Raw genomic sequence first — 21,671 nt, forward strand, 5'->3', positions numbered from 1 at the left:
CAACGCCGTCACAGCCCGCCAGAACAGTCCGCGATGAAAGTCTACTGGATTGGTCTCGACACGCCCGGCCGCCTCGGGGTGTCGCGCAAGCCCGACGGCGGCGAAGCCCTCAACGGACAGATCGAAAAGTAGGGCCACGGCATGGTCGACCATGTCGTCAGCCTGCTCGAACCCGACGAGGCGGCGAGGCTGGGCCTGGCCGAGAAAGCCGCGGTCTGCGAGCGGCGCGGCGTCGGCTTCTACAACTTCCCGGTCGTGGACCACGGTTTGCCCGTAAACATCGCACACTACCGCCGCGTCGCCCACGCCATGGATCGCCGGCTGAGGGCGGGACAGGCGCTGGTCGTGCACTGCCACGCGGGGCTCGGCCGCGCCCCGTCGCTTGCCATCAGCGCCCTGATCGCGGGAGGGATGAACGTCGACGAGGCCGTGCTGCGCGTCGGCCGCGCCCGCGGCCGCCCGGTGCCCGAGACCGACGAACAGCTCGCCTTCCTGCGCGCGTTTGCGGCCGGCGAGGTCTAGCGGCGAACGAAATCGAGGAAGACTGGCGCGGTGTCCCCCAGCTTCTTCTCTTCGTAGCGGGTGACCACATGGTCGGCCGGCGCCTCACGCCAGTCGTCGGCACGGTCCGCCGTCCATTCCAGCCCCGGCGTGCGCTCGAACCGCTCCAGCGCCCAGTCCGCATAGTCCTTCCAGTCGGTGACGAAGCGCAGCCGGCCGCCGGCCTTGAGCAGACGCACGATCTCCACGGCCAGTTCGTCCTGCACCAGCCGCCTCTTGTTGTGCCGCGCCTTGTGCCAGGGGTCGGGGAACAGGATCATGATCCGGTCCAGAGAGGCGTCCGGGAGGGCGGCCATCACCGCGCGCGCGTCGTCGGCGTGCAGGCGGACGTTCTTCAGGCCGCGCTCGTCGATGTGACGCAGGGCCGAGCCGACCCCGTTCAGGAAGGGCTCGCAGCCGATCATCAGCGCCTCGGGATGGCGCGCCGCCTGCTCGGCCAGATGCTCGCCGCCGCCGAAGCCGATCTCCAGCCACACCGCCTTCGCACCGGGCATCAGCGCCGCCGGATCGATCGGCCCCGCCGCCGGATCGGGCACTGCGATCTCGGGCAGAAGGGTGTCGAACAGCGCCGCCTGCCGCGGCTTCAGCGCGCGTGACTTGATGCGGCCGAACGAACGGAGCGGGCCCCGGGTCGGGGTGGTGGAGGCGGACATGCGCGGGCCTATAGCCGTCCGCGCGGCCGATGTCGCCAGCGACAGGCGGATCAGTTCGGGGCGGCAGCGGGAGCCGGGGCGGCGGACGCGGCGGCGGCTTCCGTCTCGCAGGCCCGGTTGATCCCCGCCAGCAGCCGCTGGTCGTTGGCGCGCCTCGCCAGCGCGCGGGCGCCGTCGCAGTCGCCGTTGTTGATCAGCGCCGCCGCCTCCTCGGCGCGGCGCACGACGCGCGGATTGCGGCTCTCCCGCCAGGCGTCCTGCTGCTGCTCCAGGCCCTGCAGCCGGATGTTGTCGCCCAGGCGCTCGAAGGTGTTGTGGTTCTGCATCCGGTCGGCGGGGCTCTGCGCCCAGGCGCCAGACGGCAGGGCGACAGCCGTCAGGGCCAGAATCAGTAGCGGGGTCTTCACGTCCGATCTCCCTGAGACGAGCCCCGATCAGGCCGCCAAACGAAGTTCGACGTCAAGGTCAAATCAGCGGGCAGGTCAGACGAGCGCCTTCAGCCGGTCGACCAGATCGGTCCGCTCCCACGAGAAGCCGCCGTCGGCGTCCGGCGCGCGGCCGAAATGGCCGTAGGCGGCGGTGCGCGCGTAGATCGGCCGGTTCAGCCCCAGATGCTCGCGGATCGCTCGCGGCGTGGCCCCGCCGATCATCTTCGGCAGCTCGGTCTCGAGGATCGCCGGGTCGATCTTGCCGGTGCCGTGCAGGTCGACGTGCACCGACAGCGGGTGCGACACGCCGATGGCGTAGCTCAGCTGGATGGTGCAGCGGTCGGCGAGGCCGGCGGCCACCACGTTCTTGGCCAGATAGCGGGCGGCGTAGGCGGCCGAGCGGTCGACCTTGGTCGGATCCTTGCCCGAGAAGGCGCCGCCGCCGTGCGGGGCCGCGCCGCCGTAGGTATCGACAATGATCTTGCGCCCCGTCACCCCGGCGTCGCCGTCGGGCCCGCCGATCTCGAACGATCCGGTCGGGTTGATGTGCCACTCGGTCTCGTTGGTGATGAAGCCCTCGGGCAGCACCTCGCGGATGTAGGGCTTCACGATCGCCGCCACATCGTCGGACGACAGGCCCGGCGCGTGCTGGGTCGACAGCACGATCGAGGTCGCCCGCACCGGCTTGCCGTTCTCGTAATAGAGGGTGACCTGGCTCTTGGCGTCAGGCTCCAGTTTCGGCTCCTTGCCGGAGTGCCGGGCCTCGGCCAGCTTCCTGAGGATGTTGTGGCTGTACTGCAGCGTGGCCGGCATCAGCTCGGGGGTCTCGTTCGAGGCGTAGCCGAACATGATGCCCTGGTCGCCGGCGCCCTCGTCCTTGTCTCCGGACGCGTCGACGCCCTGGGCGATGTGGACGGACTGGGGATGCAGGTGGTTCTCGAACGTCAGCCTCTCCCAGTGGAAGCCGTCCTGCTCGTAGCCGATGTCGCGCACCACCTTGCGCACCGTGGCCTCGATCTCGTCCTTGACGCCCGGGGCCCAGTTGCCCTCGACGTCCATGATGCCCTTGCCCCGGATCTCTCCGGCGAGGACGACCAGGTTGGTCGTGGTCAGGGTCTCGCACGCCACCCGCGCCTCGGGATCCTTGGACAGGAACAGGTCGACGATGGCGTCGGAAATCTGGTCGGCGACCTTGTCGGGATGTCCTTCGGACACGCTTTCGGAGGTGAACAGGAAGGACGAACGGGCCAAGGCGGACTCCTGGAGCGCGGGAACGGCCGCCAGACATATAAAGATATGTTTATATGTTCAAGACGCACTGCGCCGGCGCCGCCACGCGGCCGCGCGGCTGACCGCCTGCTCCCCTGCCATCCAGCGCTCCGCGACCCCGGCGAGGAGGCTCAGATAGATGAAGAACCACAGGCCGAGCCGCGCGGAGATGCCGGCGTCCCTGGGCAGCTCCAGGGTCGTCCATTCCAGGACGAACACCAGAACGCACAGCATCAGGGCCGCCGAGGCGGCGAGCGTCCACCACCGTTCGGACCTGAACGCCAGCCAGGCGAATATCAGGGCGACGACGATTTCCGAAACCGCCACCATGTCGTGCGCTCCCGCCATTCCGGCGGTGGAGCGGGTGACGGCGTGATCCCAGAACAGCACCGCCACCGCCCGGCGTTCGGTGTGGCCGCCGCGCAGCCAGCCGACGGCGAACGCCAGCCAGGTCATCAACTGCAGGGCCATAAGGAAGGGCGTGATGACGCAGACCCGCTATTGCCCGTTACGGGGTGTGAGCCCGCCGGACGGCAGGCGGCGACTCCACGCCCGACCACGGCTGACCGCCGGCTCCCCGGCCAGCCAGCGCTCGGCTGTCCCGGCCAGCAAGGCCGTGTTGACGACCATCCACAAGCCCACCCGGGCCGAGACAGCGGCCGGGTGCGTTATCGAAGCCACCATCGTCAGGGCGTGGACCAGAACGATCAGGACCAGCGCCGCCGCCGCGACGATCGGCCACCACCGGTCGGACCTCAGGGCCAGGCGGACGAAGATCGCCATCACCACGACGGCCTGCGTGGCCAGCCCCCAGGAAACACCGTCGGCATACCAGCGGAAGGTGACGCTCGATAAGGCCCAGTCCGACAGCAGCACCGCGGCCGCGAAGCGCTCGATATGGCCGCCGCGCAGCCAGCCGGCGCCGTAGGCCGCCCAGCCCAGCACATGACCGGCCAGCATGAAGGGCGGGATTTCTATGCGCGTCTCTCCGATGCTCACCAGCCGTCGCCGCGCGGACCGCCGGACCGTCAGCGCTGGCGGCCGCTCGCCACGATCTGGGGGCTGGTCACGTGCCCGATCTCCTGGGCCTGCCCCGCATAGGCGAGGATCAGGTCTGCCACAGCCTTGAGCATCACCGCCGTCACCACGACGATGACGAGCAGGATCAGGAGGCGGACGACCCAGCTGCGTGGCGGGGGGCGATAGCCGAGGCGCCGCCCATCGAGCCGCTCTGGGCTCCCACCTGGGCCATCACCCAACCCGCGCTCAGCACCTGCTGCAACAGCTCCCTCGGCTCCGCCCTTTGGGCGTCGTCCGCGAGTCCCCTCAGCAGATGGCTGCGCACGGGATCGTTCCGTCCCATCGGGCTGAACCTGTCCAGCGCGGCCTCCAGATCGTCCCACGTCCAGTGGGGAAGCGGCGGGCTGTTCGATGCCATGGTCTGACTCCCTGTCGAAGGAGGCATCAACAGGCGAACGGGGGTCGTCGCCAATGGGGTCTTTCGGCCCTGGTACGTTTCGTTCCAGCAGGGCCAGCGCCGCCTTGCGCCGGTTGACTCCCATCCGGCGGCAGGCCTCGTGCACATGCTTCTTGACGGTGGCTTCCGACAGGCCGATCCGGGCGGCGATCTCCTTGTCGGTCAGAAAGGCCGTAAGCCTCAGACATTCTTCCTGGCGGGCGCTGAGGCGCTGCGACATTCTACGCTCCCGGTACGAGCGAAATAGCTACGGCGTGCGAACGGCGTCGTCCAGTGTCGTTACGTCAAGTTTGGCGCGGGTCCCCGGCGGACCGCCCCGGCCGATTCGAATGTCTGGAAAGGTGGTGCCGCTTAGGTGACTCGAACACCTGACCCCCGCATTACGAATGCGATGCTCTACCAGCTGAGCTAAAGCGGCCTTGGACGCTGCGGGGGATGTCCGCCCGCGCGAGAGGCGCTCTTTATACGCGGGGCGCGGGCTTGCCAAGCGCCTCGAGCAGCGCCGCTTCATCCGGACGCGCGGCGATGCGGATATCCAGGCCGGAGTCTCCGCCCAGCGGCGCGGCGGCCGCTGCCGAAATCGCCACCGCGGCCTGCCCGGCGAACGGCCCCAGCGCCGCCAGGGCGCGGCCGCCGCGGGGGGAGTGGACCAGCACGGCGTCGAAGTCGTCGGGCGCGCCGGCCCCCGTTCCGACCGCCTCGTAGACCGGCAGGGCGCGCACCTCGAGCCGTCCGGCCAGCAGCGCCGCCAGGTCGCCGGCCGGCTCGAGCGCTCCCGGGGCCAGCACCGGACCGGGAGCCTCAGCCGCCAGCAGACGCGCGAGGTCGTCCAGCGCACCCGCCGCAGATCGCACCGCGGCGAACCCCGCGGCACGCGCGGCCTCCGCCGTGGCGTCCCCGACCGTGAACACCGGAAGGTCGCGCGCCGCGGACAGCGCCGTGAAGGCCGCGACCCCGTTGCGGCTGGTGAAGGCCAGCGCCCCGATCCCGGTCAGGTCGGGCGCCGCCTGCGAAATCGGCCGGATGGCCAGCAGGGGCGCGACGACGGACTCGAAACCGAACCCCTCCAGCCGGGCGGCGGTGCGGGCGGCGCCCGGCTCGGCGCGGGTGATCCATACGCGGCGGATCGGGCTCAGGGGTGGACTCGCTGGTCGCCCGCCGCCGCCTGCACCTCGACGCCCAGACGCAGGCCAAGGGCGCTGGCCTGCGCCATCGCGTCCGGCGCATCGATGTCGATCTCGCCCGCCCGCCGCCAGCGCGCAGAGCCGTCGGGGGCCAGCATCTCCGTTGTCAGCCGCAGCCGCCCGGCGGCGATCCCGGCATGGGCGCCGATGGCCGTGCGGCACGACCCCTCCAGCGCCGTCATGGCCCCCCGCTCGGCCGCCACGGCCAGCGCCGTCGCCGGATCGTCCAGGGCCGCGGCCCAGGCCGCCTCGCGGTCGCCAACCCGGGTCTGCAACGCCAGCGCGCCCTGCCCGGGCGCCGGCAGGAACTCGTCGAGCGCCAGCCGCTCGCGGATCACCGCCTCGAATCCCAGCCGGTTGAGGCCAGAAACGGCCAGCAGGATGGCGTCGAACTCGCCCTCGGCCAGCTTGCGAAGCCGGGTGTCGACATTGCCGCGCAGCATCTCGATCTGCAGATCCGGCCGCAGGGCCAGCGCCTGGGCCTGCCGCCGCAGCGACGCCGTGCCCAGCCGGGCGCCCGCCGGCAGTTCGCCGAACGTCCCGAAGGCCTCGCTGACGAAGGCGTCGCGCGGATCCTCGCGCGGCGGAACGGCGGCGATGCACAGCCCGTCCGGCTGCTCGGCCGGCACGTCCTTCATCGAATGCACGGCGACGTCGACGCGGCCCGCCAGCAGCGCCTCCTCGATCTCCTTCGTGAACAGCGCCTTGCCGCCGATCTCCATCAGGCGGCGGTCCTGCACCCGGTCGCCGGTGGTGACGATCTCCACCAGCGGCACCGCCTCAGCCAGATCGGCGTCGGCGACGCCCAGCGCCCTGCCGATGGCGCGCTGCATCATGCCCGACTGGGTCAGGGCCAGTTTGGAGCGGCGCGTGCCGATGCGGACGAGAGGAGCCATGAGACAGCCGTTGCGCCGGGGGGTCGGGGTCGTTACCTCGACCCGATGGACAGGTCCGCCGACTATAGCAGCGAGACGAGCCGGGCAACCGCGACTCCTGACCGCGTGGTGACGGTGCTGGGCCTCGAAACCAGCTGCGACGAGACCGCCGCCTCGGTAGTGCGCCTGACACCCGAGGGCGCGGCGACCGTCCTCTCCTCCGTGGTGCACAGCCAGATCGACGACCACGCCGCCTATGGCGGCGTCGTGCCTGAAATCGCCGCCCGCAGCCATGTCGAGATGATCGATGGCGTCGTCCGCCACGCCATGGACGAGGCCGGTCTCGGCTACGACGCCCTCGACGGAATCGCCGCCACCGCCGGTCCCGGACTGGTCGGGGGCGTCATGGTGGGCCTGAGCTTCGGCAAGGCCGTGGCCTTGGCGCGCGACCTGCCGCTGATCGCGGTCAATCACCTGGAGGGGCACGCGGTCTCGGCCCGACTGGGCGCGCGGGTCGACTATCCGTTCCTGCTGCTGCTGGTCTCCGGCGGTCATTGCCAGCTGCTGGAGGTGCGCGGCATCGGCGACATGACCCGGCTGGGCACCACCATCGACGACGCCGCCGGCGAGGCCTTCGACAAGATCGCCAAGGCGCTGGGCCTCGGCTACCCCGGCGGGCCGGCGCTTGAAAAACTTGCGCAGGGCGGCGACGGGGCCCGTTTCGACCTGCCGCGCGCGCTGCTCGGCCGCAAGGACTGCGATTTCTCCTTTTCGGGCCTGAAGACCGCCGCCTCCCGCCTGGCCCACGCCTGCGAAACGGAACAGGATCGCGCTGACCTCGCCGAGGGCGTCCAGACCGCCATCGCGCGCCAGCTCAGCGACCGCTCCGACCGCGCCATGAAGGCCTATGCGGAGCGTCACGACCACCGGCTGTTCGTCGTGGCCGGTGGCGTGGCCGCCAACCGGACCGTCCGCGCCACCCTTGAAGCGACGTCAGAGAAGAACGGATTCGCCTTCCTCGCCCCGCCCATGGCCTATTGCACCGACAATGCGGCGATGATCGCCCTGGCGGGAGCGGAACGGTTGCAAAAGGGTTGGGTCTCCGACATCGACGCCGTGGCCCGCCCGCGGTGGCCTCTCGATGAAAAGAGGGCGCTCGCCGACCCGGCCCACAAGCCGGGCCGCAAGGGCGCCAAGGCCTAGGGGCGCGACAGGCAAAAGCGGACACCGGTTTTGCCGCCCGTCGCGCGCCGACTTATAGAATCCGAAGGACCACCCGGGTGGTCCTTCCAGGGGACGCGTATGGAATTTCGCACGGCGGGAGTTATCGGCGCGGGCGCCTGGGGCACGGCCCTGGCCCAGGTCGCCGGCTGGGCGGGTCTCGACGTCCTGCTCCAGGCGCGTGAGCCGGAGGTGCTCGACAGCATCCGGGCCCGCCGCGTCAACGAGGCCTTCCTGCCCGACGTGGTCCTCGACAGCCGCGTCGCCGTCACCGGCGAACTGGCCGATCTGGCCGGCTGCGACCTGATCCTCGCCGTGGCCCCGGCCCAGCACATGCGCTCGACCCTGGCCGCCTTCGCCCCCTTCCACCGCGCCGGCGTGCCGGTGGTGCTGTGCTCCAAGGGCATCGAGCGCGGCTCGCTCAAGCTGATGACCGACGTTCTGGCCGAGACCATTCCCTCCGCCCCGGCCGCCGTCCTGTCCGGCCCCAGCTTCGCCGGCGAGGTGGCCCGCGGCCTGCCCAGTGCAGTCACCCTGGCCTGCGCCGACACCTCCCTGGGCGAGGCCCTGATGGAAACCCTCTCGGCCCCGACCTTCCGCCCCTATCTGGCCCACGATCTGATCGGGGCCGAGGTCGGAGGGGCGATCAAGAACGTGCTCGCCATCGCCTGCGGCATCAGCGAGGGCCGCGGTCTGGGGCGTAGCGCCCACGCAGCCCTGATCACCCGCGGCTTCGCCGAAATGACCCGCATGGGGGTCGCCCTCGGCGGCGAGGCCGAGACCGTGGCCGGCCTGTGCGGCCTCGGCGACCTGGTCCTGACCTGCTCCAGCCCCCAGTCGCGGAACATGAGTCTCGGCCTCGCCCTCGGTCAGGGCCAGTCGGTGCAGCAGGCCCTGGCCGGCAAGCGCTCGGTCGCCGAGGGCTATGAATCGGCGCCCGCCGTGCGCGAACTGGCCGAAAGGACGGGCGTCGACATGCCGATCTCGATGGCCGTCGCGGCCCTGTTGGCCGGCGAGACGACGGTGCAGGGCATGATCGACGCCCTGCTGTCCCGCCCGCTCAAGGTCGAGCGGCATTGAGCGAACCGGCTCCAGCGGAGCGCAAGCGCGTCTGGGCCACCCCGCCGAACGTGCCTCTGTGCCCCGAAAGCGCGATCGCCGATCCGGGCGCGCGCAGCTTCGTCTTGCAGATCGGCGAGGCGTTCTTTCACGGCTTCGTGGTCCGCAAGAACGGACAGGTCGCAGGCTATGTCGACCGGTGCCCGCACCAGGGCTTTCCACTGGCGCTCGAGCTGGACCGCTACCTGACGCCCGACGGCTCGCTGATCCTGTGCGGCTGGCATGGGGCGGTGTTCGAACCGCTGACCGGTGAATGCACCGGCGGGCCCTGCGCCGGGGGGCGGCTGACGCCATGGCCCGTCGTGGTGTCCGACGGGCTGATCCGGACGGCCTGACCGAACCCTATTCCGCGGCCGGGGCGTCCGCCGCGAAGAAGCCTACGGTCGTGCCGAAGGCGTTGACCAGCTCCAGCCACAGGGCGGTGTGATCGGTCAGCTGTTCGACGCTGCCCTCCTGGATCAGCACGTCGTACTGGACCACGGCCGTATTGTCCCCGCCCGCCTCGCCCGGCGTGAAGAAGGCCTTGAGGAAGCGCCGGTCACGGTTCCAGTCGTTGATCATCGCCTGGGTGATGGTCGGGTTGGAGAAGCTGGCGGCGTACTGGATGTCGCCACACACGTCGGCCTGGCAGCTATAGAAGAAGATCACCCAGGTCAGCGGACCGTCCGAGATGCTGATCCAGGTTTCTCCGTCGCGGCGGTTGACGGCGCTGACCGTGCCGCCCTTCTCCGTCAGCCAGGCGCGGACCGCCTCGATCTGGACGCCGGGGCCGGTCGCAGTCTGGACGGGAGCCGGCGGGGCGGCCGCGGCGACAGGGGCGGCCGCGGCCATCAGGGCGGCGGCGGCGAGGGTGGCCAGACGGATCATCGTGTTCTCCTGCGACCCCTCACCTACCGACGGATGGCTGTCGAAATCAAGGCGGCCTCCCGTTGCTCCCGGCCGTCAGTCCCGCTCGCGCGCCAGCCATTCGGCGCCGGCCATCTCGTTCAGACGCGACACGGTGCGCTCGAACTCGAACGCCCCGACGCCCTTGCGATACAACGCCTCTGGCGGCGCCTCGGCCAGCGCCACCAGTCGCGTCCCCGCCTCGTAGAGGGCGTCGATCAAGGTCACGAAGCGCCGGGCCTCGTGGTGATTGGCGGGGCCTAGCACCGGCACATCCTCGACGAACAGGGTGTGGAACCGCTCCGCCACCGCCAGATAGTCCTGCGGCCCCAGCGGGCGTCCGCACAGTTCCTCGAACGTCGCCCGCGCCAGCCCGCCGTCGGTCCGTTCCATGACCACGTCGCGGCCCAGCACCGACAGGTGGGTCGGTGCCTCCGCCTGCTCGCCCTTGAGGTCTTCCCACAGCGCCTCGAAGCCGGCCCGCGCCCCTTCGTCGGGGGGCGTGAACCAGACCCGGTCGCCCAGCAGCCGGTCCCGCCGCCAGTCCCGCGCCCCGGCCACCGAGACCACCTCGCAGCGCGCCTCGATCAGGTCGATGAAGGGGAGGAAGAGCTCCCGGTTGATCCCGTTCAGATACAGCTGGTCCGGCGCCCGGTTCGAGGTCACGGCCAGCACCACCTTCTGCTCGAACAACGCCTCGAACAGCCGCCCAAGGATCAGGGCGTCGGCGATATCGGTGACCTGCAACTCGTCGAAACAGAGCAGCCGCGCCTCCGAGGCGATCAGCTCGGCGACCGGGCGGATCGGATCGTCGCCTTTCCATTGGCCGAACACCGACTTGCGCTGGCCCGCATCACCCTCGCGCCACTGCCGGATCAGCCCGTGCACCCGGGCCATGAAGGCGTGGAAATGCGCCCGCCTTTTCCGCTTCTCCGGCGCGCAGGCGAAGAACAGGTCCATGAGGATGGATTTTCCCCGCCCCGGCGGTCCCCACAGATAGACGCCGCGCACCTCCGGCGACCGTCCCAGGAGACCGCCCAGCCGGCCCTTTCGGCCAAGGTCGACCTCCAGCCGGGCCAGCGCCTCGACCACCGGAACCTGCGACGGGTCGGGGGCCAGCCGACCGTCGGCCAGCCGCTTCTCATAAGCAGCGCGAATGCGTGATCCCATCGATCTCGGGCTTGGCACAGGCGGCCGCCGCTGAAAAGCGATTGCTTCGCGCCCGCGATGGCCCACATAGGGCCTCACAGTCCGGGTAGCTGGGCCCCGACACATTCCGCCCTCGAACAGCGAACGACCGGGTCGTGAGCGCAGGGCGTCCGAAGGACAAACCAATATGGGCTACAAAGTCGCCATCGTGGGCGCCACCGGCAACGTCGGCCGGGAAATGCTGAACATCCTCGAGGAACTCGAATTCCCCGTCGACGAAATGCACGCCGTCGCCTCGCGCAAGTCGAAGGGCGTCGAGGTCTCCTGGGGCGATCGCACCGTCAAATGCCAGGACATCGACGGCTTCGACTTCTCGAAGGTCGACATCGTGCTGATGAGCGCCGGCGGCGACGTCTCGCGTCAGTGGTCCGAGAAGATCGGCAAGGCCGGGCCCATCGTGATCGACAACTCCTCGGCCTTCCGCAAGGACCCGGACGTGCCCCTGATCGTGCCGGAAGTGAACCCCGACGCCATCAAGCTGGCCCGCAAGAAGAACATCATCGCCAATCCGAACTGCTCGACCGCCCAGCTGGTCGTGGCGCTCAAGCCGCTGCACGACGCCGCGAAGATCACCCGCGCCGTGGTCTCGACCTACCAGTCGGTATCGGGCGCCGGGAAGGAGGGCATGGACGAGTTGTGGAACCAGACCAAGGCCATCTATGGCCTCGGCGACGCCAGCCCGAAGAAATTCCCCAAGCAGATCGCCTTCAACGTCATCCCCTACATCGGCGCCTTCCGCGACGACGGCTACACCGACGAGGAAGCCAAGATGTGGGACGAGACCCACAAGATCCTCGACCCGGCCATCAAACTGACCGTCACCTGCGTCCGCGTCCCCGTCTTCGTCGGCCATTCCGAGTCGGTCACCCTCGAGTTCGACCGGCCGATCAGCCCCGACGAGGCCCGCTCGATCCTGCGCGAGGCCCCCGGCGTCATGGTCATCGATAAGCAGGAGCACGACGGCTACATCACGCCCGTGGACGCGGCCGGCGAGCACGCCGTCTACGTCTCGCGGATCCGCAAGGATCCCACGGTCGAGAACGGTCTGTCGCTGTGGGTCGTCTCCGACAACCTGCGCAAGGGCGCCGCCCTCAACGCCGTCCAGATCGCCCAGCTGCTGGACGAGACCGGGACCATCAAACCCTCGTCCGGATACCGCACTCTCACCGTCTGACCTTCCGCTCGCCCTCCCCCGGCGAAGGAGATGACCATGACCACCGCCCCCGGCTCTGATCAGGGTCGCGCCGCCCTGCTGTCCGCCTTCGCCTGCTACGGCCTGTGGGGGCTGATGCCCCTGCTGTTCATGGGCCAGGCGGCGGTCGGCTTCGACTCGCTGGAGATTCTGGCCCACCGCGCCCTGTGGGCCGTGGCGGTGGCAGGCCTGCTGGTCTGGCTGGCCAGACAGGGGGGTCAGGTCGCCAGCGTGTTGCGCACACCGAAGACGCTGGCCTGGCTGGGCCTCTCGACCGTGCTGATCGGCCTGAACTGGGGCATCTACGTCTGGGCGACCACTCACGAGGCCACCCTCGAGGCCAGCCTCGGCTATTACATCAACCCGCTGCTCAACATGGTCGTCGGCCTGTGGCTGTTCCGCGAGAAGATCGACCGCTGGGGCTGGATCGCCATTGGCCTCGCCGCCATCGGAGTGCTGTTCCAGGCGCTGGCCCTGGGCCGGCCGCCGTGGATATCCATCGTCCTCGCCATTAGCTTCGCCACCTATGGCGTGATCCGCAAGCGCGTGCCCATCGACGCCCAGGCCGGACTGCTGGTCGAGTGCCTGCTGCTGGTCCCGTTCGGCCTGGCCTGGGTGCTGTGGTTACAGCACACCGGCGCCGGCGTGGCCTTCGACAGCCCGGCCAACACCCTCTGGGCCTTGGCCAACGGCCCCGCCACGGTCCTGCCGCTGGCCCTGTTCGCATGGTCGGCCCGGCGCCTGCCGCTGTCGACCATCGGCTTCATCCAGTTCCTCGCCCCGACGCTGCAGTTCATGGTCGGCGTCTGGGCCGGCGAGGCGCTGACGCCGCTGCGCATCCTCTCCTTCGTCTTCATCTGGGGCGGCGCCGCCGTCTTCGCCGCCGCGGCCTTCTTCCGCGTCCGCGCCGCCCGCCAGGCCTTGAAGGACGCCGCGGAACCGGCCTAGCTTCCGCTCCGGTCGGAGCGCGCCATGGCTGATCAATCGTTGTCGCCCTCCCGCAAGCGCTGGATTCTCGTCGCCACCGTCCTCGGCTCCAGCCTGACCTTCATCGACGGGTCGGCGCTGGGCGTGGCCCTGCCGGCGATCCAGAACGACCTCGGCGCCGGCCCGGCGGCAGTCCAGTGGGTCTCCAACGCCTATCTCCTCACCCTCGGCGCCCTCGTCCTGATCGGCGGAGCAGCGGGGGACCGCTTCGGCCGGCGCAAGGTCTTCCTGATCGGGGTCGCCGTCTTCGCCCTCGCCTCCATCGCCTGCGGCCTCGCCCCGACGGTCGAGCTGCTCATCGCCGGTCGGGCGGTGCAGGGGGTCGGCGCGGCCCTGCTCACCCCCGGCGCGCTCGCCGTCATCGGCTCGGCCTTCCCTCAGGACGAGCGCGGCAAGGCCTTCGGGACCTGGGCCGGCGCGGGCGCCCTGTTCGGCATGATCGGACCCCTCGTCGGGGGCTGGCTGGCCGACGCCGCCGACTGGCGCTTCATCTTCTGGATCAATCCACCGCTGGCCCTGCTCACCGTCCTGGTCACCCTGCGCGCGGTGCCGGAAAGCCGCGACGAGCAGGCGAGAGGCCTCGACTGGCTCGGCGCCCTGCTCGCCGTGACCGGTCTCGGCGGCCTCACCTGGGGCCTGACCGCCGCCCCCGACCTCGGCTGGGGCGACCCGTTGGTTATCGCCGGCCTCGTCGGCGGCGGCGCGCTGCTGGCCGCCTTCCTGTGGGCCGAGGCGCGCGAACGTCACCCGATGATGCCCCTCGGCCTGTTCCGGTCGCCGGTGTTCAGCGGGATCAACGTGCTGACGCTGCTGCTGTATTTCGCCCTCGGCGGGGCGATGTTCTTCCTGCCTTTCGACCTGATCCGGGTGCACGGCTGGAGCGCCACCCTCGCCGGCGCCGCCATGCTGCCCTTTGCGGTCATCATGAGCCTGTTCTCGGGTTTCGCCGGCAAGCTGGCGGACCGCTTCGGCGCGAGACTGTCGCTCAGCCTGGGGCCCATCCTCGCCGGCGTCGGCCTCGCCCTGCTCGCCCTGCCCGCGCCTGGAGCCAGCTACGTCGACGGCCCCCTGGCCGGCATGACGGTGATGGCCGTCGGCATGACCCTCGCTGTCGGCCCCCTGACCGCCGCCGTCATGGGCGCGGTTCCCGAGGGCCACACCGGTGTCGCCTCGGGGATCAACAACGCCGTCGCCCGTATCGCCGCCCTGCTCGCCATCGCCCTGCTGGGGGTCATCCTCTCGGCGGTGTTCGCAGCCGTCGCCGACGGTCCCCACGCCCGCGCCCTGCTGGGCGAGGTCATGGCCGGCGCGGATCTGGAGCCCGCCGCCCGCGACGCCTTCCACGCCGCCTTCCGCGCCATCATCCTGACCTGCGCGGGCCTGGCGGTCCTGTCGGGCGTCATCGGCGGCCTGACGGCTCCGAAGCGTCAGAAGGCCGAATAGAGCGCCTCCTGCAGCCTGACCGCTCGCGGATCGCCGATCAGGTGCGGCGACTGGCGGGTCATCACATAGGCCGCCGACAGCCTGGCATCCGGATCGGCCAACACGCAGCTGCCCCCCCAGCCGTAGTGTCCCACGGCGGCGGGATTGGGCCCGAAGATCTCCAACCCGCGATTGGCCGTCCAGCCGGCCGCCCAGCCCATGACGAACGGCAGCACCCGGTCCTGCCCGTGCACCCGCTCGCGCAGCGCGGCGTCCAGCGTCGCCTGCGACAGAACGTTGCGCCCCTCGAACGACCCCGTCGCGACCACCGCCATGATCCGCGCCAGGTCGAGCGCCGTGCCGTGCAGATTGGCCGACGGGATTTCCGCCGTTCGCCACTCGGCCGCCTCGCGCGGGCCCGGCGACGAGCCCTTGTCGAAGAAGGCCGAACGCTTGATCGGGTCCAGCGCGCCAAGGCTCGGCGGGGCCGACGGCTTTCGCATCTGCGCCACGCGGCCGTGCTCGGCCTCCGGCAGGCCGATCCACAGGTCCAGCCCCGGAAAATCCTGGCGCAGCGCCGTCCCCATGCTGCGCCCGTCGACCCGCCGGAACAGCTCGCCGGCCAGATAGCCGATGGTGATCGGATGATAGCCCGACGCTGTCCCCGGCTCCCACATCGGCGCCTGGGCGCAGAGTTTCGCCAGCACACGGTCGCGGTCGAACCAGTCCTCGGGCGCGATGCCTTCGGCGAACCCCGGCAGCCCCGCCTGATGGCTCATGAGCTGTCCGACCGTGATCTCTTCCTTGCCGGCCTGGCCGAAGTCGGGCCAGTAGCGCGCCACCGGCCGTTCATAGTCCAGCAGACCGCGCTCGACGCAGGTGGCGATCATCAGCGCCATCACCGCCTTGCCGGCCGAGAACACCGGCGTCAGCGTACCGGGCCCGTAGGGAACCGTCTGCGCTGAGTCGGCCCAGCCGCCCCACAGATCGATGACCGCCTCCCCCTCTATACAGACGCTGAACCGCGCCCCTCGCTCGTTCAGCCCTTCGGGCGCTTCGGTGAAATTGGCGGCGAAGGCGTCCTTCACGGCGGCGAAATGCAGCGGACAGACGCCGTGGATGTCGGGGAGGTCGGTCATCGCTCCCTCCTAACGGCCCGGAACGCCGGCGTCACCGTCGCTTGCCGGGAACCGCGGGCGGTGTCACACAGGAAGCTTAACCGGGGGCACGACATGAGCGACCAATTCTTCCGTCCGTCATCCGACGTCCAGGTGATGATGGCGTACGATGCCGGCAAGAAATCCACCGGCACGGCCTTCCTGCTCTGGTTCTTCCTCGGGGGACTTGGGGGGCATCGCTTTTACTTGGGCCAGACGGGCCCAGCGATCGGCATGATCGTCCTCAACGTGCTGGGCTGGCTGACCCTGATCTTCATTGTTGGCTTTTTCCTGCTCGGCGCTCTGGGCATCTGGCTGCTGGTCGACGCCTTCCTGATCTCCGGCTGGGTTCAGAAGCACAACAGCGATCTGGCGATCCGCCTGGGCATGGCGGCCGGCGCTCCCGCCGCCGCTCCGGTTCCGCCGGTGGTTCCGGCAGCCGCGCCGGGTGAGGTCTGACCTCAGCCGAGCCAGTCCAGCACCCCGTCCGCCGCGACCGCGCCCGAGGCCATCGAAGCCTGCAGCAAATAGCCGCCGGTCGGCGCCTCCCAGTCCAGCATCTCGCCGGCGACGAACACCCCCGGCAGGGCTTTCAGCATCAGCCGATCGTCCACCGCATCCAGCCGCACGCCCCCCGCCGATGAAATCGCGCGCGCCAGCCCCTGCACCCCGGTCAGCGTCAGCCGCACCGCCTTGATCCGCCGCGCCAGCTTGTCGGCTCCCTCCGGCAAGGCCCGCGGTATCTCGCGCAACAATCCCGCCCCGACCGGCGACAGCCCCGCCGCCTTGCGCAGCCAGTTCGACACGCTGTCCTTGCCGCGCCCCTTGGCCAGCCGCCCGGCCAGCACCTCGATCGACAGGTCGGGCCGCAGGTCCACAGTCAGCGTCGCCGACCCGTCGCGCTCGACCGCGTCGCGCAGCGCCGCGGACAAGGCATAGACCGCCCCGCCCTCAAGTCCGTAGCGAGTCACCATCGCCTCGCCGCGAACGGTCGTCCCGCCGAAACTCAGCGCCAAGGGCTTGAGCGGCTGTCCCGCGAACCGGTCGGCGAACACCTCCGACCACGCCACGTCGAAGCCGACATTGGTCGGACGAAATGGCGCCACCTCGACGCCTTCCGCTTCCAGCCAGGGTCGCCAGCCGCCGTCCGAACCCAGCCGCGGCCAACTCGCCCCGCCCAGCGCCAGCACCACCGCGTCCGGCCGCTCGACCCGCTCGCCTTGGGGCGTCCCGAACACCCAGCCGCCTTCGCGGCGGCCAATCCACCGTGAGCGCGTCCGCACCTCGACGCCCAGTTCCGCCAGCCGCGCCAGCCAGGCCCGAAGCAGCGGCGACGCCTTCATCGCCCGCGGGAACACCCGCCCCGACGACCCGGTGAACACCGGCTGCCCCAGCCCCTCGGCCCAGCCGATCAGATGCGTCGGCGAGAACCGCTCCAGCCACGCCGTCACGGCCCCGCTCGCCTCGCCATACCGGCTCGTGAACGCATCCACCGGCTCCGAATGGGTCAGGTTCAGCCCGCCCCGGCCGGCCATCAGGAATTTGCGCGCCACGGACGGCATGGCCTCGTGCACCACCACCGCCGCGCCGCCCTGCGCCAGCCGTTCGGCCGCCATCAACCCGGCCGGCCCGGCGCCGATGACATGGACGGTCTTCTTGTCTGGAGAACTCATGCGGCCTTCTAGACCGGAACGCCCGCCATCGGCATACGCTTCCTGCCCATGAGCGTCGCCTTCACCCGCGAGGAAGATCTGGAGGCCACCGCCGCCGACCTTCCCGACCGCCCGGTCTCGCCCCACCCGAACCTCGTCACCCGCGAAGGGCTGGCGCGGATCGAGGCCGCCCTGGCCGAAGCGCGCGCCGCCTACAATGCGGCGCAGTCGAAGGGCTCGATAGAGGCCGACCGCACCGCCATGGCCCGGGCCACCCGCGACCTGCGCTACTGGTCCGCCCGCCGCGCCACCGCCCAGCTGGTCGAGGCCCCGCCCGACGGCCGCGTCCGCTTCGGCGGCTCGGTGACCATCGAGCGCGAGGATGGCCGCACCCAGACCTGGCGCATCACCGGCGAGGACGAGGCCGACCCTGCCAGGGGCTCGGTCAGCCATGTCTCGCCGCTCGCCGTCGCCCTGATCGGCAGGCGGGTCGGCGACGAGGCGACGGTCGCCGGACAGACGGTCGAGATCGTCGCCGTCGATTGAGCGCCCCTCCATTCAACGGTTGTCGCCGGGGCCGGGGCGCCCCACCTTACAGGCATCCCGCGCCGCTCTCCGGCGTTCTCCCGGCGCCTCTCGCGTCAGGCGCAGCCGCGCCGGAAAGGAAGCCACGCCGATGGCCCGCAAACCGAACTACAGCTTTGAACGGATGGAGCGCGAGCGCGCCGAAGCGAAGAAGGCCGCCGAAAAGGCCGCCGCCAAGGCCGAAAAGCGCGCCGCGGCGCGCGGCGAGGCGCCGCCCTCCGACCCGCAGGACTGAGCTGAGCCAAATCGGGGGCGGTGCGTTGATCGTCCGTGACCCATCGGTCAGGGACGGGAGACGCGGGTGCGCGGCGAACTGGAAACCTATCAGGCCAAGCGGAAATTCGGCGACACGCCCGAGCCGAAGGGCCGAAAGGGCAAGGCGCACAAGTCCGCCCTCAGATATCTGATCCAGCGCCACGCCGCGACGCGTCTGCACTACGACTTCCGCATCGAACTGGACGGCGTGCTCAAGTCCTGGGCCGTCACCAAGGCCCCGTCGCGCGACCCGGCCGTCAAGCGGCTGGCCGTCGAGGTCGAGGACCACCCGCTCGACTACGGGAATTTCGAGGGAACCATCCCCGCCGGCAACTACGGCGCCGGCACGGTTCAGATGTGGGACCGCGGCACATGGGAGCCGCAGGAGGACGACCTCGACGCCGCTTTCGCCAAGGGCAACGTCAAGATGGTGCTCCATGGCGAGCGCCTGTCCGGCAAATGGGCCCTGATCCGGATGAAGAGCGACCGCGGCAGGCCATCGAAGCGCAACAACTGGCTCCTCATCAAGGAGAAGGACGAATTCGCCATCCCCGGCGAAGGCGACGCCAATATGGAGATCGACGCCTCCGTCACGACCGGGCGCAGCCTCGCCGAGATCGCCGGAGGCAAGAAGCGCTGGCTCTCGCCGGCGAAGACGACGAAGGCGGCGCCGCCCAGGCCCGAGGCTCGCCCCGCCGTCACCAGTCACGCTTCGAAGCCACACCCCTTCGTGCCGATCCAGCTGTGCAAGATCGCCGACTATCCGCCGCAGGGGACCGGCTGGGCGCATGAGATCAAGTTCGACGGCTATCGGCTGCAGGTCGCCTCGGGCGGCGGCAAGGCCGCCGTGCGCACCCGCAAGGGTCTCGACTGGTCGGCCAAATTCCCGGAGCTGGCCGCCGACGCCGCTGACTGGCCCGACGCCGTCGTCGACGGCGAACTCTGCGCGCTGGCCGAGAACCACATGCCCGACTTCTCTGCCCTGCAGGCGGCCATCTCCAGCGGGGACACCGGCGGCTTGGTCTATTTCGCCTTCGACCTGCTGTTCGAGGGCCCGGAGGATCTGCGCCAGCTGCCGCTGTCCCACCGCAAGGCCCGCCTTCAGGCGTACATTGACCGCATCCCGAAGGCCGCCCGCACCCGCATCCGCTACGTCGACCATTTCGCCACCACGGGCCAGGCCATCCTTGAGAGCGCCTGCCGCATGGATCTGGAAGGCGTCATCTCAAAGAAATTGGATGCTCCGTACACGGAGGGCCGCTCCACGACCTGGCTGAAGTCCAAATGCCGCGGCGGCGACGAGGTCGTCATTGGCGGCTGGACCTCCGAAGGGGACCGCTTCCGCTCCCTGATCGTCGGAGTGCACGACAAGGATGGCCTGCGCCACCTCGGCCGGGTCGGCACAGGCTACAACCAGACCCTGCTCAAGACACTGTTGCCGGCTCTCAAGAAGGTGGAAACCGACAGGAGCCCCTTCGTCGGCAAGGGCGCGCCGAAGAAGTCGCGCGCCGCCGGCCTGACCATCCACTGGACGAAACCGGCGCTCGTCGCCGAGGTCGAGCACGGCGGCTACACCGACACCGGCTCCCTGCGCCAGGCCGCCTTCAAGGGCCTGCGCGAGGACAAGCCCCCGGCCGAGGTCACCGAACGTCCATACACGCCTCCCGATCTCGCCAGTGAGCCGGGCAAACACTCCGGCACGACGGCGCTGGCCATGCCCGGCGAGCGCCCCGGCAAGATGGCGGGCAAGGGAAGGCTGATCGTCGCCGGCGTCACCATCTCCAACCCGGACAAGGTGCTGTGGCCGGCGGTGGACGGGAAGCCCGCCATCACCAAGGCCGAGCTGGTGCGCTACTACGAAATAGCCGCCGAACGCATCCTGCCCCACGTCGCCGACCGCCCCGTCTCCATCATCCGCGCGCCCGAGGGCATCGGCGGCGAGCGCTTCTTCCAGCGCCACGCCATGCCTGGCTCCAACCCCCGCCTGAAGCTGATCGACGTGAGGGAGCGCAAGCCCTATGTCGGCGTCGTCGACGTCGGCGGCCTCGTCGCCATCGGCCAGTCCGGCGGGCTGGAACTCCACCCTTGGGGCTGCAAGCCCGGCGATCCGGAGACCCCCGACCAGATCACCTTCGACCTCGACCCCGACGAGGGCCTCGACTTCGCCGACGTCATCGCCGCCGCCCGGACCATGAAGAAGGAACTGGAGGGCCTCGGCCTCAACCCCTTCGTCAAGACCACCGGCGGCAAGGGGCTGCACGTCGTAGCGCCCATTCTCGCCGACGCCCGCAGCCGCATCGACTGGGACCAGTGCAAGGCCTTCGCGAAAGAGGTGTCCGAGATCGTCCGCCGCCGCGATCCCGACCATTTCACCACCACCATCGCCAAGAAGGCGCGGGGCGGGAAGATCTTCCTCGACTATCTTCGCAACGGCCGCATGGCCACCGCCGTCGCCCCGTGGTCGCCCCGGGCCCGCCCCGGCGCCGGCATCGCCTTTCCCCTGTCATGGGGCCAGGTGAAGTCCGGCCTCGACCCGAAGGCGTACACCCTCCACGAGGCCGCCGCCCTGCTGAAGAAGCCCGACCCGTGGAAGGATTTCCGCGCCGGCGCGGTCAATCTCCGGCCGGTGCTGAAGAAGGTGCTCTAGGCCGCCTTCTTTCTCGCCGCCGTCTTCTTCGCCGCCGGCTTTTTCGCGGGGGCCTTCTTCGCCGGCGCCTTGCCGCCCGCCGAGCCCTTCAGGCTGGCCCTGAGCGCCGCCATCAGGTCCACCACGTTTGTGTCGTCGGGCTCGGGCGCCTCCACCAGTCCCTTGCCGCCCTTCTGCTTGGCCTTTATCATCTCCTTCAGCGCCTCGTCGTAGCGGTCCCTGAACTCCGACGGATCGAACTCCGCCTCCTTCTGGGCGATGATCCGCGTGGCGATGTCGACCATGTCCTTGTCAGCCTTCACGCTCGGAATGTCGTCGAAGAAGTCGGCCGCGTCGCGCACCTCCTCGTGCGGCCGCAGAGTGTAGGCGACAAGCCCCTTGCCGCGCACCTCCAGGGCGATCTGCCGCTCGCGGTTGCGCAGCACCAGGCAGCCAATGGCGATCTTGCCCGCCGCCTTCATGGCGTCGCGGATCACCGCGAAGGCCTCGGCGCCGACGCCCTTCTCGGGCACCACATAAAAGGGCGAATCCCAGTACAGGCGGTCGATCTCGTCCTCGTCGACGAATTGGCCGATGTCGATTGTCCGCGTCGACTCCAGCTTGACCTTGTCGAAGTCCTCGTCGTCGAACAGCACGTATTCGTCCTTCGAAACCTCGTAGCCCTTGACCAGGTCAGAGCGCTCGACGGGCCCCGTGTCGGGGTCGGTCGCCACCATGCGGATGCGGTTGTTGGTCTCGGGATTGATCAGGTGAAAGCTGACGTGTCCCGACGACGACGTCGCCGTATAGAGCGCCACCGGGCACGTCACCAGGCTGAGTTTCAGATGCCCCTGCCAGGTCGGTCTCGCGGCCATGGTCGCCTCCTCGTCGCACAATCCGCGACTCGAACGCGG

The 21,671-nt window shown here is 70.1% G+C and carries 24 protein-coding genes, 1 tRNA gene and 1 pseudogene; 11 read left to right on the plus strand and 15 right to left on the minus strand.

What is annotated here, in order from left to right:
• The first annotated feature begins 141 nt into the window (after positions 1–141).
• A complete protein-coding gene (locus tag VEA62_RS13430; protein WP_324822675.1) occupies positions 142–522 on the plus strand; it encodes a hypothetical protein in 381 nt (126 codons plus the stop codon).
• Here VEA62_RS13430 and trmB read toward each other — a convergent pair.
• From trmB to hemC, 10 genes and pseudogenes are all read right to left on the minus strand, one after another.
• Complete coding sequence (gene trmB / locus VEA62_RS13435; protein WP_324822677.1) at positions 519–1,214, minus strand: tRNA (guanosine(46)-N7)-methyltransferase TrmB; 696 nt, start codon at positions 1,212–1,214, stop codon at positions 519–521. The two genes, VEA62_RS13430 and trmB, sit on opposite strands and share 4 nt — an antisense overlap.
• A gap of 50 nt (positions 1,215–1,264) precedes the next feature.
• Positions 1,265–1,621, minus strand: coding sequence for a hypothetical protein (locus VEA62_RS13440; RefSeq protein ID WP_324822679.1), 357 nt, complete (start codon positions 1,619–1,621; stop codon positions 1,265–1,267).
• A 75-nt stretch (positions 1,622–1,696) separates the two neighbouring features.
• Positions 1,697–2,893, minus strand: coding sequence for a methionine adenosyltransferase (gene metK / locus VEA62_RS13445; protein WP_324822681.1), 1,197 nt, complete (start codon positions 2,891–2,893; stop codon positions 1,697–1,699).
• Between the two features lie 57 nt (positions 2,894–2,950).
• The gene (locus tag VEA62_RS13450; RefSeq protein ID WP_324822683.1) at positions 2,951–3,382 is read right to left on the minus strand and encodes a hypothetical protein; all 432 of its coding nucleotides are present in this window, start codon (positions 3,380–3,382) and stop codon (positions 2,951–2,953) included.
• Between the two features lie 27 nt (positions 3,383–3,409).
• Positions 3,410–3,910, minus strand: coding sequence for a hypothetical protein (locus VEA62_RS13455; protein WP_324822685.1), 501 nt, complete (start codon positions 3,908–3,910; stop codon positions 3,410–3,412).
• Between the two features lie 166 nt (positions 3,911–4,076).
• Positions 4,077–4,349, minus strand: a complete 273-nt coding sequence (locus VEA62_RS13460; RefSeq protein ID WP_324822687.1) for a hypothetical protein — start codon at positions 4,347–4,349, stop codon at positions 4,077–4,079.
• Between the two features lie 109 nt (positions 4,350–4,458).
• Positions 4,459–4,608, minus strand: a pseudogene (locus VEA62_RS16200) (LuxR C-terminal-related transcriptional regulator); the annotation flags it as partial.
• Between the two features lie 122 nt (positions 4,609–4,730).
• Positions 4,731–4,806 (minus strand) — tRNA-Thr (locus VEA62_RS13465).
• Between the two features lie 43 nt (positions 4,807–4,849).
• Positions 4,850–5,524 (minus strand): uroporphyrinogen-III synthase, encoded by a 675-nt coding sequence (locus VEA62_RS13470; RefSeq protein ID WP_324822756.1) that lies wholly within the window; start codon positions 5,522–5,524, stop codon positions 4,850–4,852.
• Positions 5,521–6,468, minus strand: coding sequence for a hydroxymethylbilane synthase (gene hemC / locus VEA62_RS13475; RefSeq protein ID WP_324822689.1), 948 nt, complete (start codon positions 6,466–6,468; stop codon positions 5,521–5,523). Before hemC ends, VEA62_RS13470 begins: the two co-directional genes overlap by 4 nt.
• Before the next feature lie 45 nt (positions 6,469–6,513).
• Here hemC and tsaD point away from each other — a divergent pair, with 45 nt between their 5' ends.
• The 3 genes from tsaD to VEA62_RS13490 all read left to right on the plus strand — a co-directional run bounded on the left by tsaD (position 6,514) and on the right by VEA62_RS13490 (position 9,122).
• Positions 6,514–7,650 carry a tRNA (adenosine(37)-N6)-threonylcarbamoyltransferase complex transferase subunit TsaD gene (gene tsaD, locus VEA62_RS13480; RefSeq protein WP_324822691.1) on the plus strand — a complete coding sequence of 379 codons (1,137 nt, stop codon included), beginning with the start codon at positions 6,514–6,516 and terminating at the stop codon, positions 7,648–7,650.
• Between the two features lie 99 nt (positions 7,651–7,749).
• Positions 7,750–8,748 carry an NAD(P)H-dependent glycerol-3-phosphate dehydrogenase gene (locus tag VEA62_RS13485; RefSeq protein WP_324822693.1) on the plus strand — a complete coding sequence of 333 codons (999 nt, stop codon included), beginning with the start codon at positions 7,750–7,752 and terminating at the stop codon, positions 8,746–8,748.
• Positions 8,745–9,122: a Rieske (2Fe-2S) protein gene (locus VEA62_RS13490; RefSeq protein WP_324822695.1), complete on the plus strand. Its 378-nt coding sequence runs from the start codon at positions 8,745–8,747 to the stop codon at positions 9,120–9,122. Before VEA62_RS13485 ends, VEA62_RS13490 begins: the two co-directional genes overlap by 4 nt.
• A gap of 7 nt (positions 9,123–9,129) precedes the next feature.
• Here the strand turns inward: VEA62_RS13490 and VEA62_RS13495 are convergent, their stop codons facing one another.
• Both VEA62_RS13495 and zapE read right to left on the minus strand, forming a co-directional pair.
• Positions 9,130–9,654: a YbjN domain-containing protein gene (locus VEA62_RS13495; RefSeq protein WP_324822697.1), complete on the minus strand. Its 525-nt coding sequence runs from the start codon at positions 9,652–9,654 to the stop codon at positions 9,130–9,132.
• Between the two features lie 75 nt (positions 9,655–9,729).
• Positions 9,730–10,842, minus strand: coding sequence for a cell division protein ZapE (gene zapE / locus VEA62_RS13500; RefSeq protein ID WP_324822699.1), 1,113 nt, complete (start codon positions 10,840–10,842; stop codon positions 9,730–9,732).
• Positions 10,843–11,008: 166 nt separating this feature from the next.
• Between zapE and VEA62_RS13505 the strand changes: the two genes are divergently transcribed.
• From VEA62_RS13505 to VEA62_RS13515, 3 genes are read left to right on the plus strand one after another with little or no spacing between them, the layout of a single operon-like run.
• Positions 11,009–12,055: an aspartate-semialdehyde dehydrogenase gene (locus tag VEA62_RS13505; RefSeq protein ID WP_324822702.1), complete on the plus strand. Its 1,047-nt coding sequence runs from the start codon at positions 11,009–11,011 to the stop codon at positions 12,053–12,055.
• 36 nt (positions 12,056–12,091) lie between these two features.
• Positions 12,092–13,021: an EamA family transporter RarD gene (gene rarD, locus VEA62_RS13510; protein ID WP_324822704.1), complete on the plus strand. Its 930-nt coding sequence runs from the start codon at positions 12,092–12,094 to the stop codon at positions 13,019–13,021.
• Positions 13,022–13,045: 24 nt separating this feature from the next.
• Positions 13,046–14,503: an MFS transporter gene (locus tag VEA62_RS13515; RefSeq protein ID WP_324822706.1), complete on the plus strand. Its 1,458-nt coding sequence runs from the start codon at positions 13,046–13,048 to the stop codon at positions 14,501–14,503.
• Here VEA62_RS13515 and VEA62_RS13520 read toward each other — a convergent pair.
• Positions 14,488–15,621 carry a serine hydrolase domain-containing protein gene (locus VEA62_RS13520; protein WP_324822708.1) on the minus strand — a complete coding sequence of 378 codons (1,134 nt, stop codon included), beginning with the start codon at positions 15,619–15,621 and terminating at the stop codon, positions 14,488–14,490. The two genes, VEA62_RS13515 and VEA62_RS13520, sit on opposite strands and share 16 nt — an antisense overlap.
• 93 nt (positions 15,622–15,714) lie before the next feature.
• Between VEA62_RS13520 and VEA62_RS13525 the strand changes: the two genes are divergently transcribed.
• Positions 15,715–16,098 (plus strand): TM2 domain-containing protein, encoded by a 384-nt coding sequence (locus VEA62_RS13525; protein WP_324822710.1) that lies wholly within the window; start codon positions 15,715–15,717, stop codon positions 16,096–16,098.
• 2 nt (positions 16,099–16,100) lie between these two features.
• Here the strand turns inward: VEA62_RS13525 and VEA62_RS13530 are convergent, their stop codons facing one another.
• Entirely contained in the window at positions 16,101–17,312 is a 1,212-nt protein-coding gene (locus VEA62_RS13530) for a TIGR03862 family flavoprotein (protein WP_324822714.1), read from the minus strand.
• Positions 17,313–17,360: 48 nt separating this feature from the next.
• Here VEA62_RS13530 and greA point away from each other — a divergent pair, with 48 nt between their 5' ends.
• From greA to ligD, 3 genes are all read left to right on the plus strand, one after another.
• Complete coding sequence (gene greA / locus VEA62_RS13535; RefSeq protein WP_324822717.1) at positions 17,361–17,837, plus strand: transcription elongation factor GreA; 477 nt, start codon at positions 17,361–17,363, stop codon at positions 17,835–17,837.
• A 130-nt stretch (positions 17,838–17,967) separates the two neighbouring features.
• The gene (locus VEA62_RS13540) at positions 17,968–18,111 is read left to right on the plus strand and encodes a hypothetical protein (RefSeq protein ID WP_324822719.1); all 144 of its coding nucleotides are present in this window, start codon (positions 17,968–17,970) and stop codon (positions 18,109–18,111) included.
• 66 nt (positions 18,112–18,177) lie between these two features.
• Positions 18,178–20,778 carry a DNA ligase D gene (gene ligD / locus VEA62_RS13545; protein WP_324822722.1) on the plus strand — a complete coding sequence of 867 codons (2,601 nt, stop codon included), beginning with the start codon at positions 18,178–18,180 and terminating at the stop codon, positions 20,776–20,778.
• Here the strand turns inward: ligD and VEA62_RS13550 are convergent.
• Positions 20,775–21,632, minus strand: coding sequence for a Ku protein (locus VEA62_RS13550; RefSeq protein ID WP_324822724.1), 858 nt, complete (start codon positions 21,630–21,632; stop codon positions 20,775–20,777). The two genes, ligD and VEA62_RS13550, sit on opposite strands and share 4 nt — an antisense overlap.
• Positions 21,633–21,671: the final 39 nt, after the last annotated feature.

The organism is Brevundimonas sp., assembly GCF_035627475.1.
Lineage (GTDB): Bacteria > Pseudomonadota > Alphaproteobacteria > Caulobacterales > Caulobacteraceae > Brevundimonas.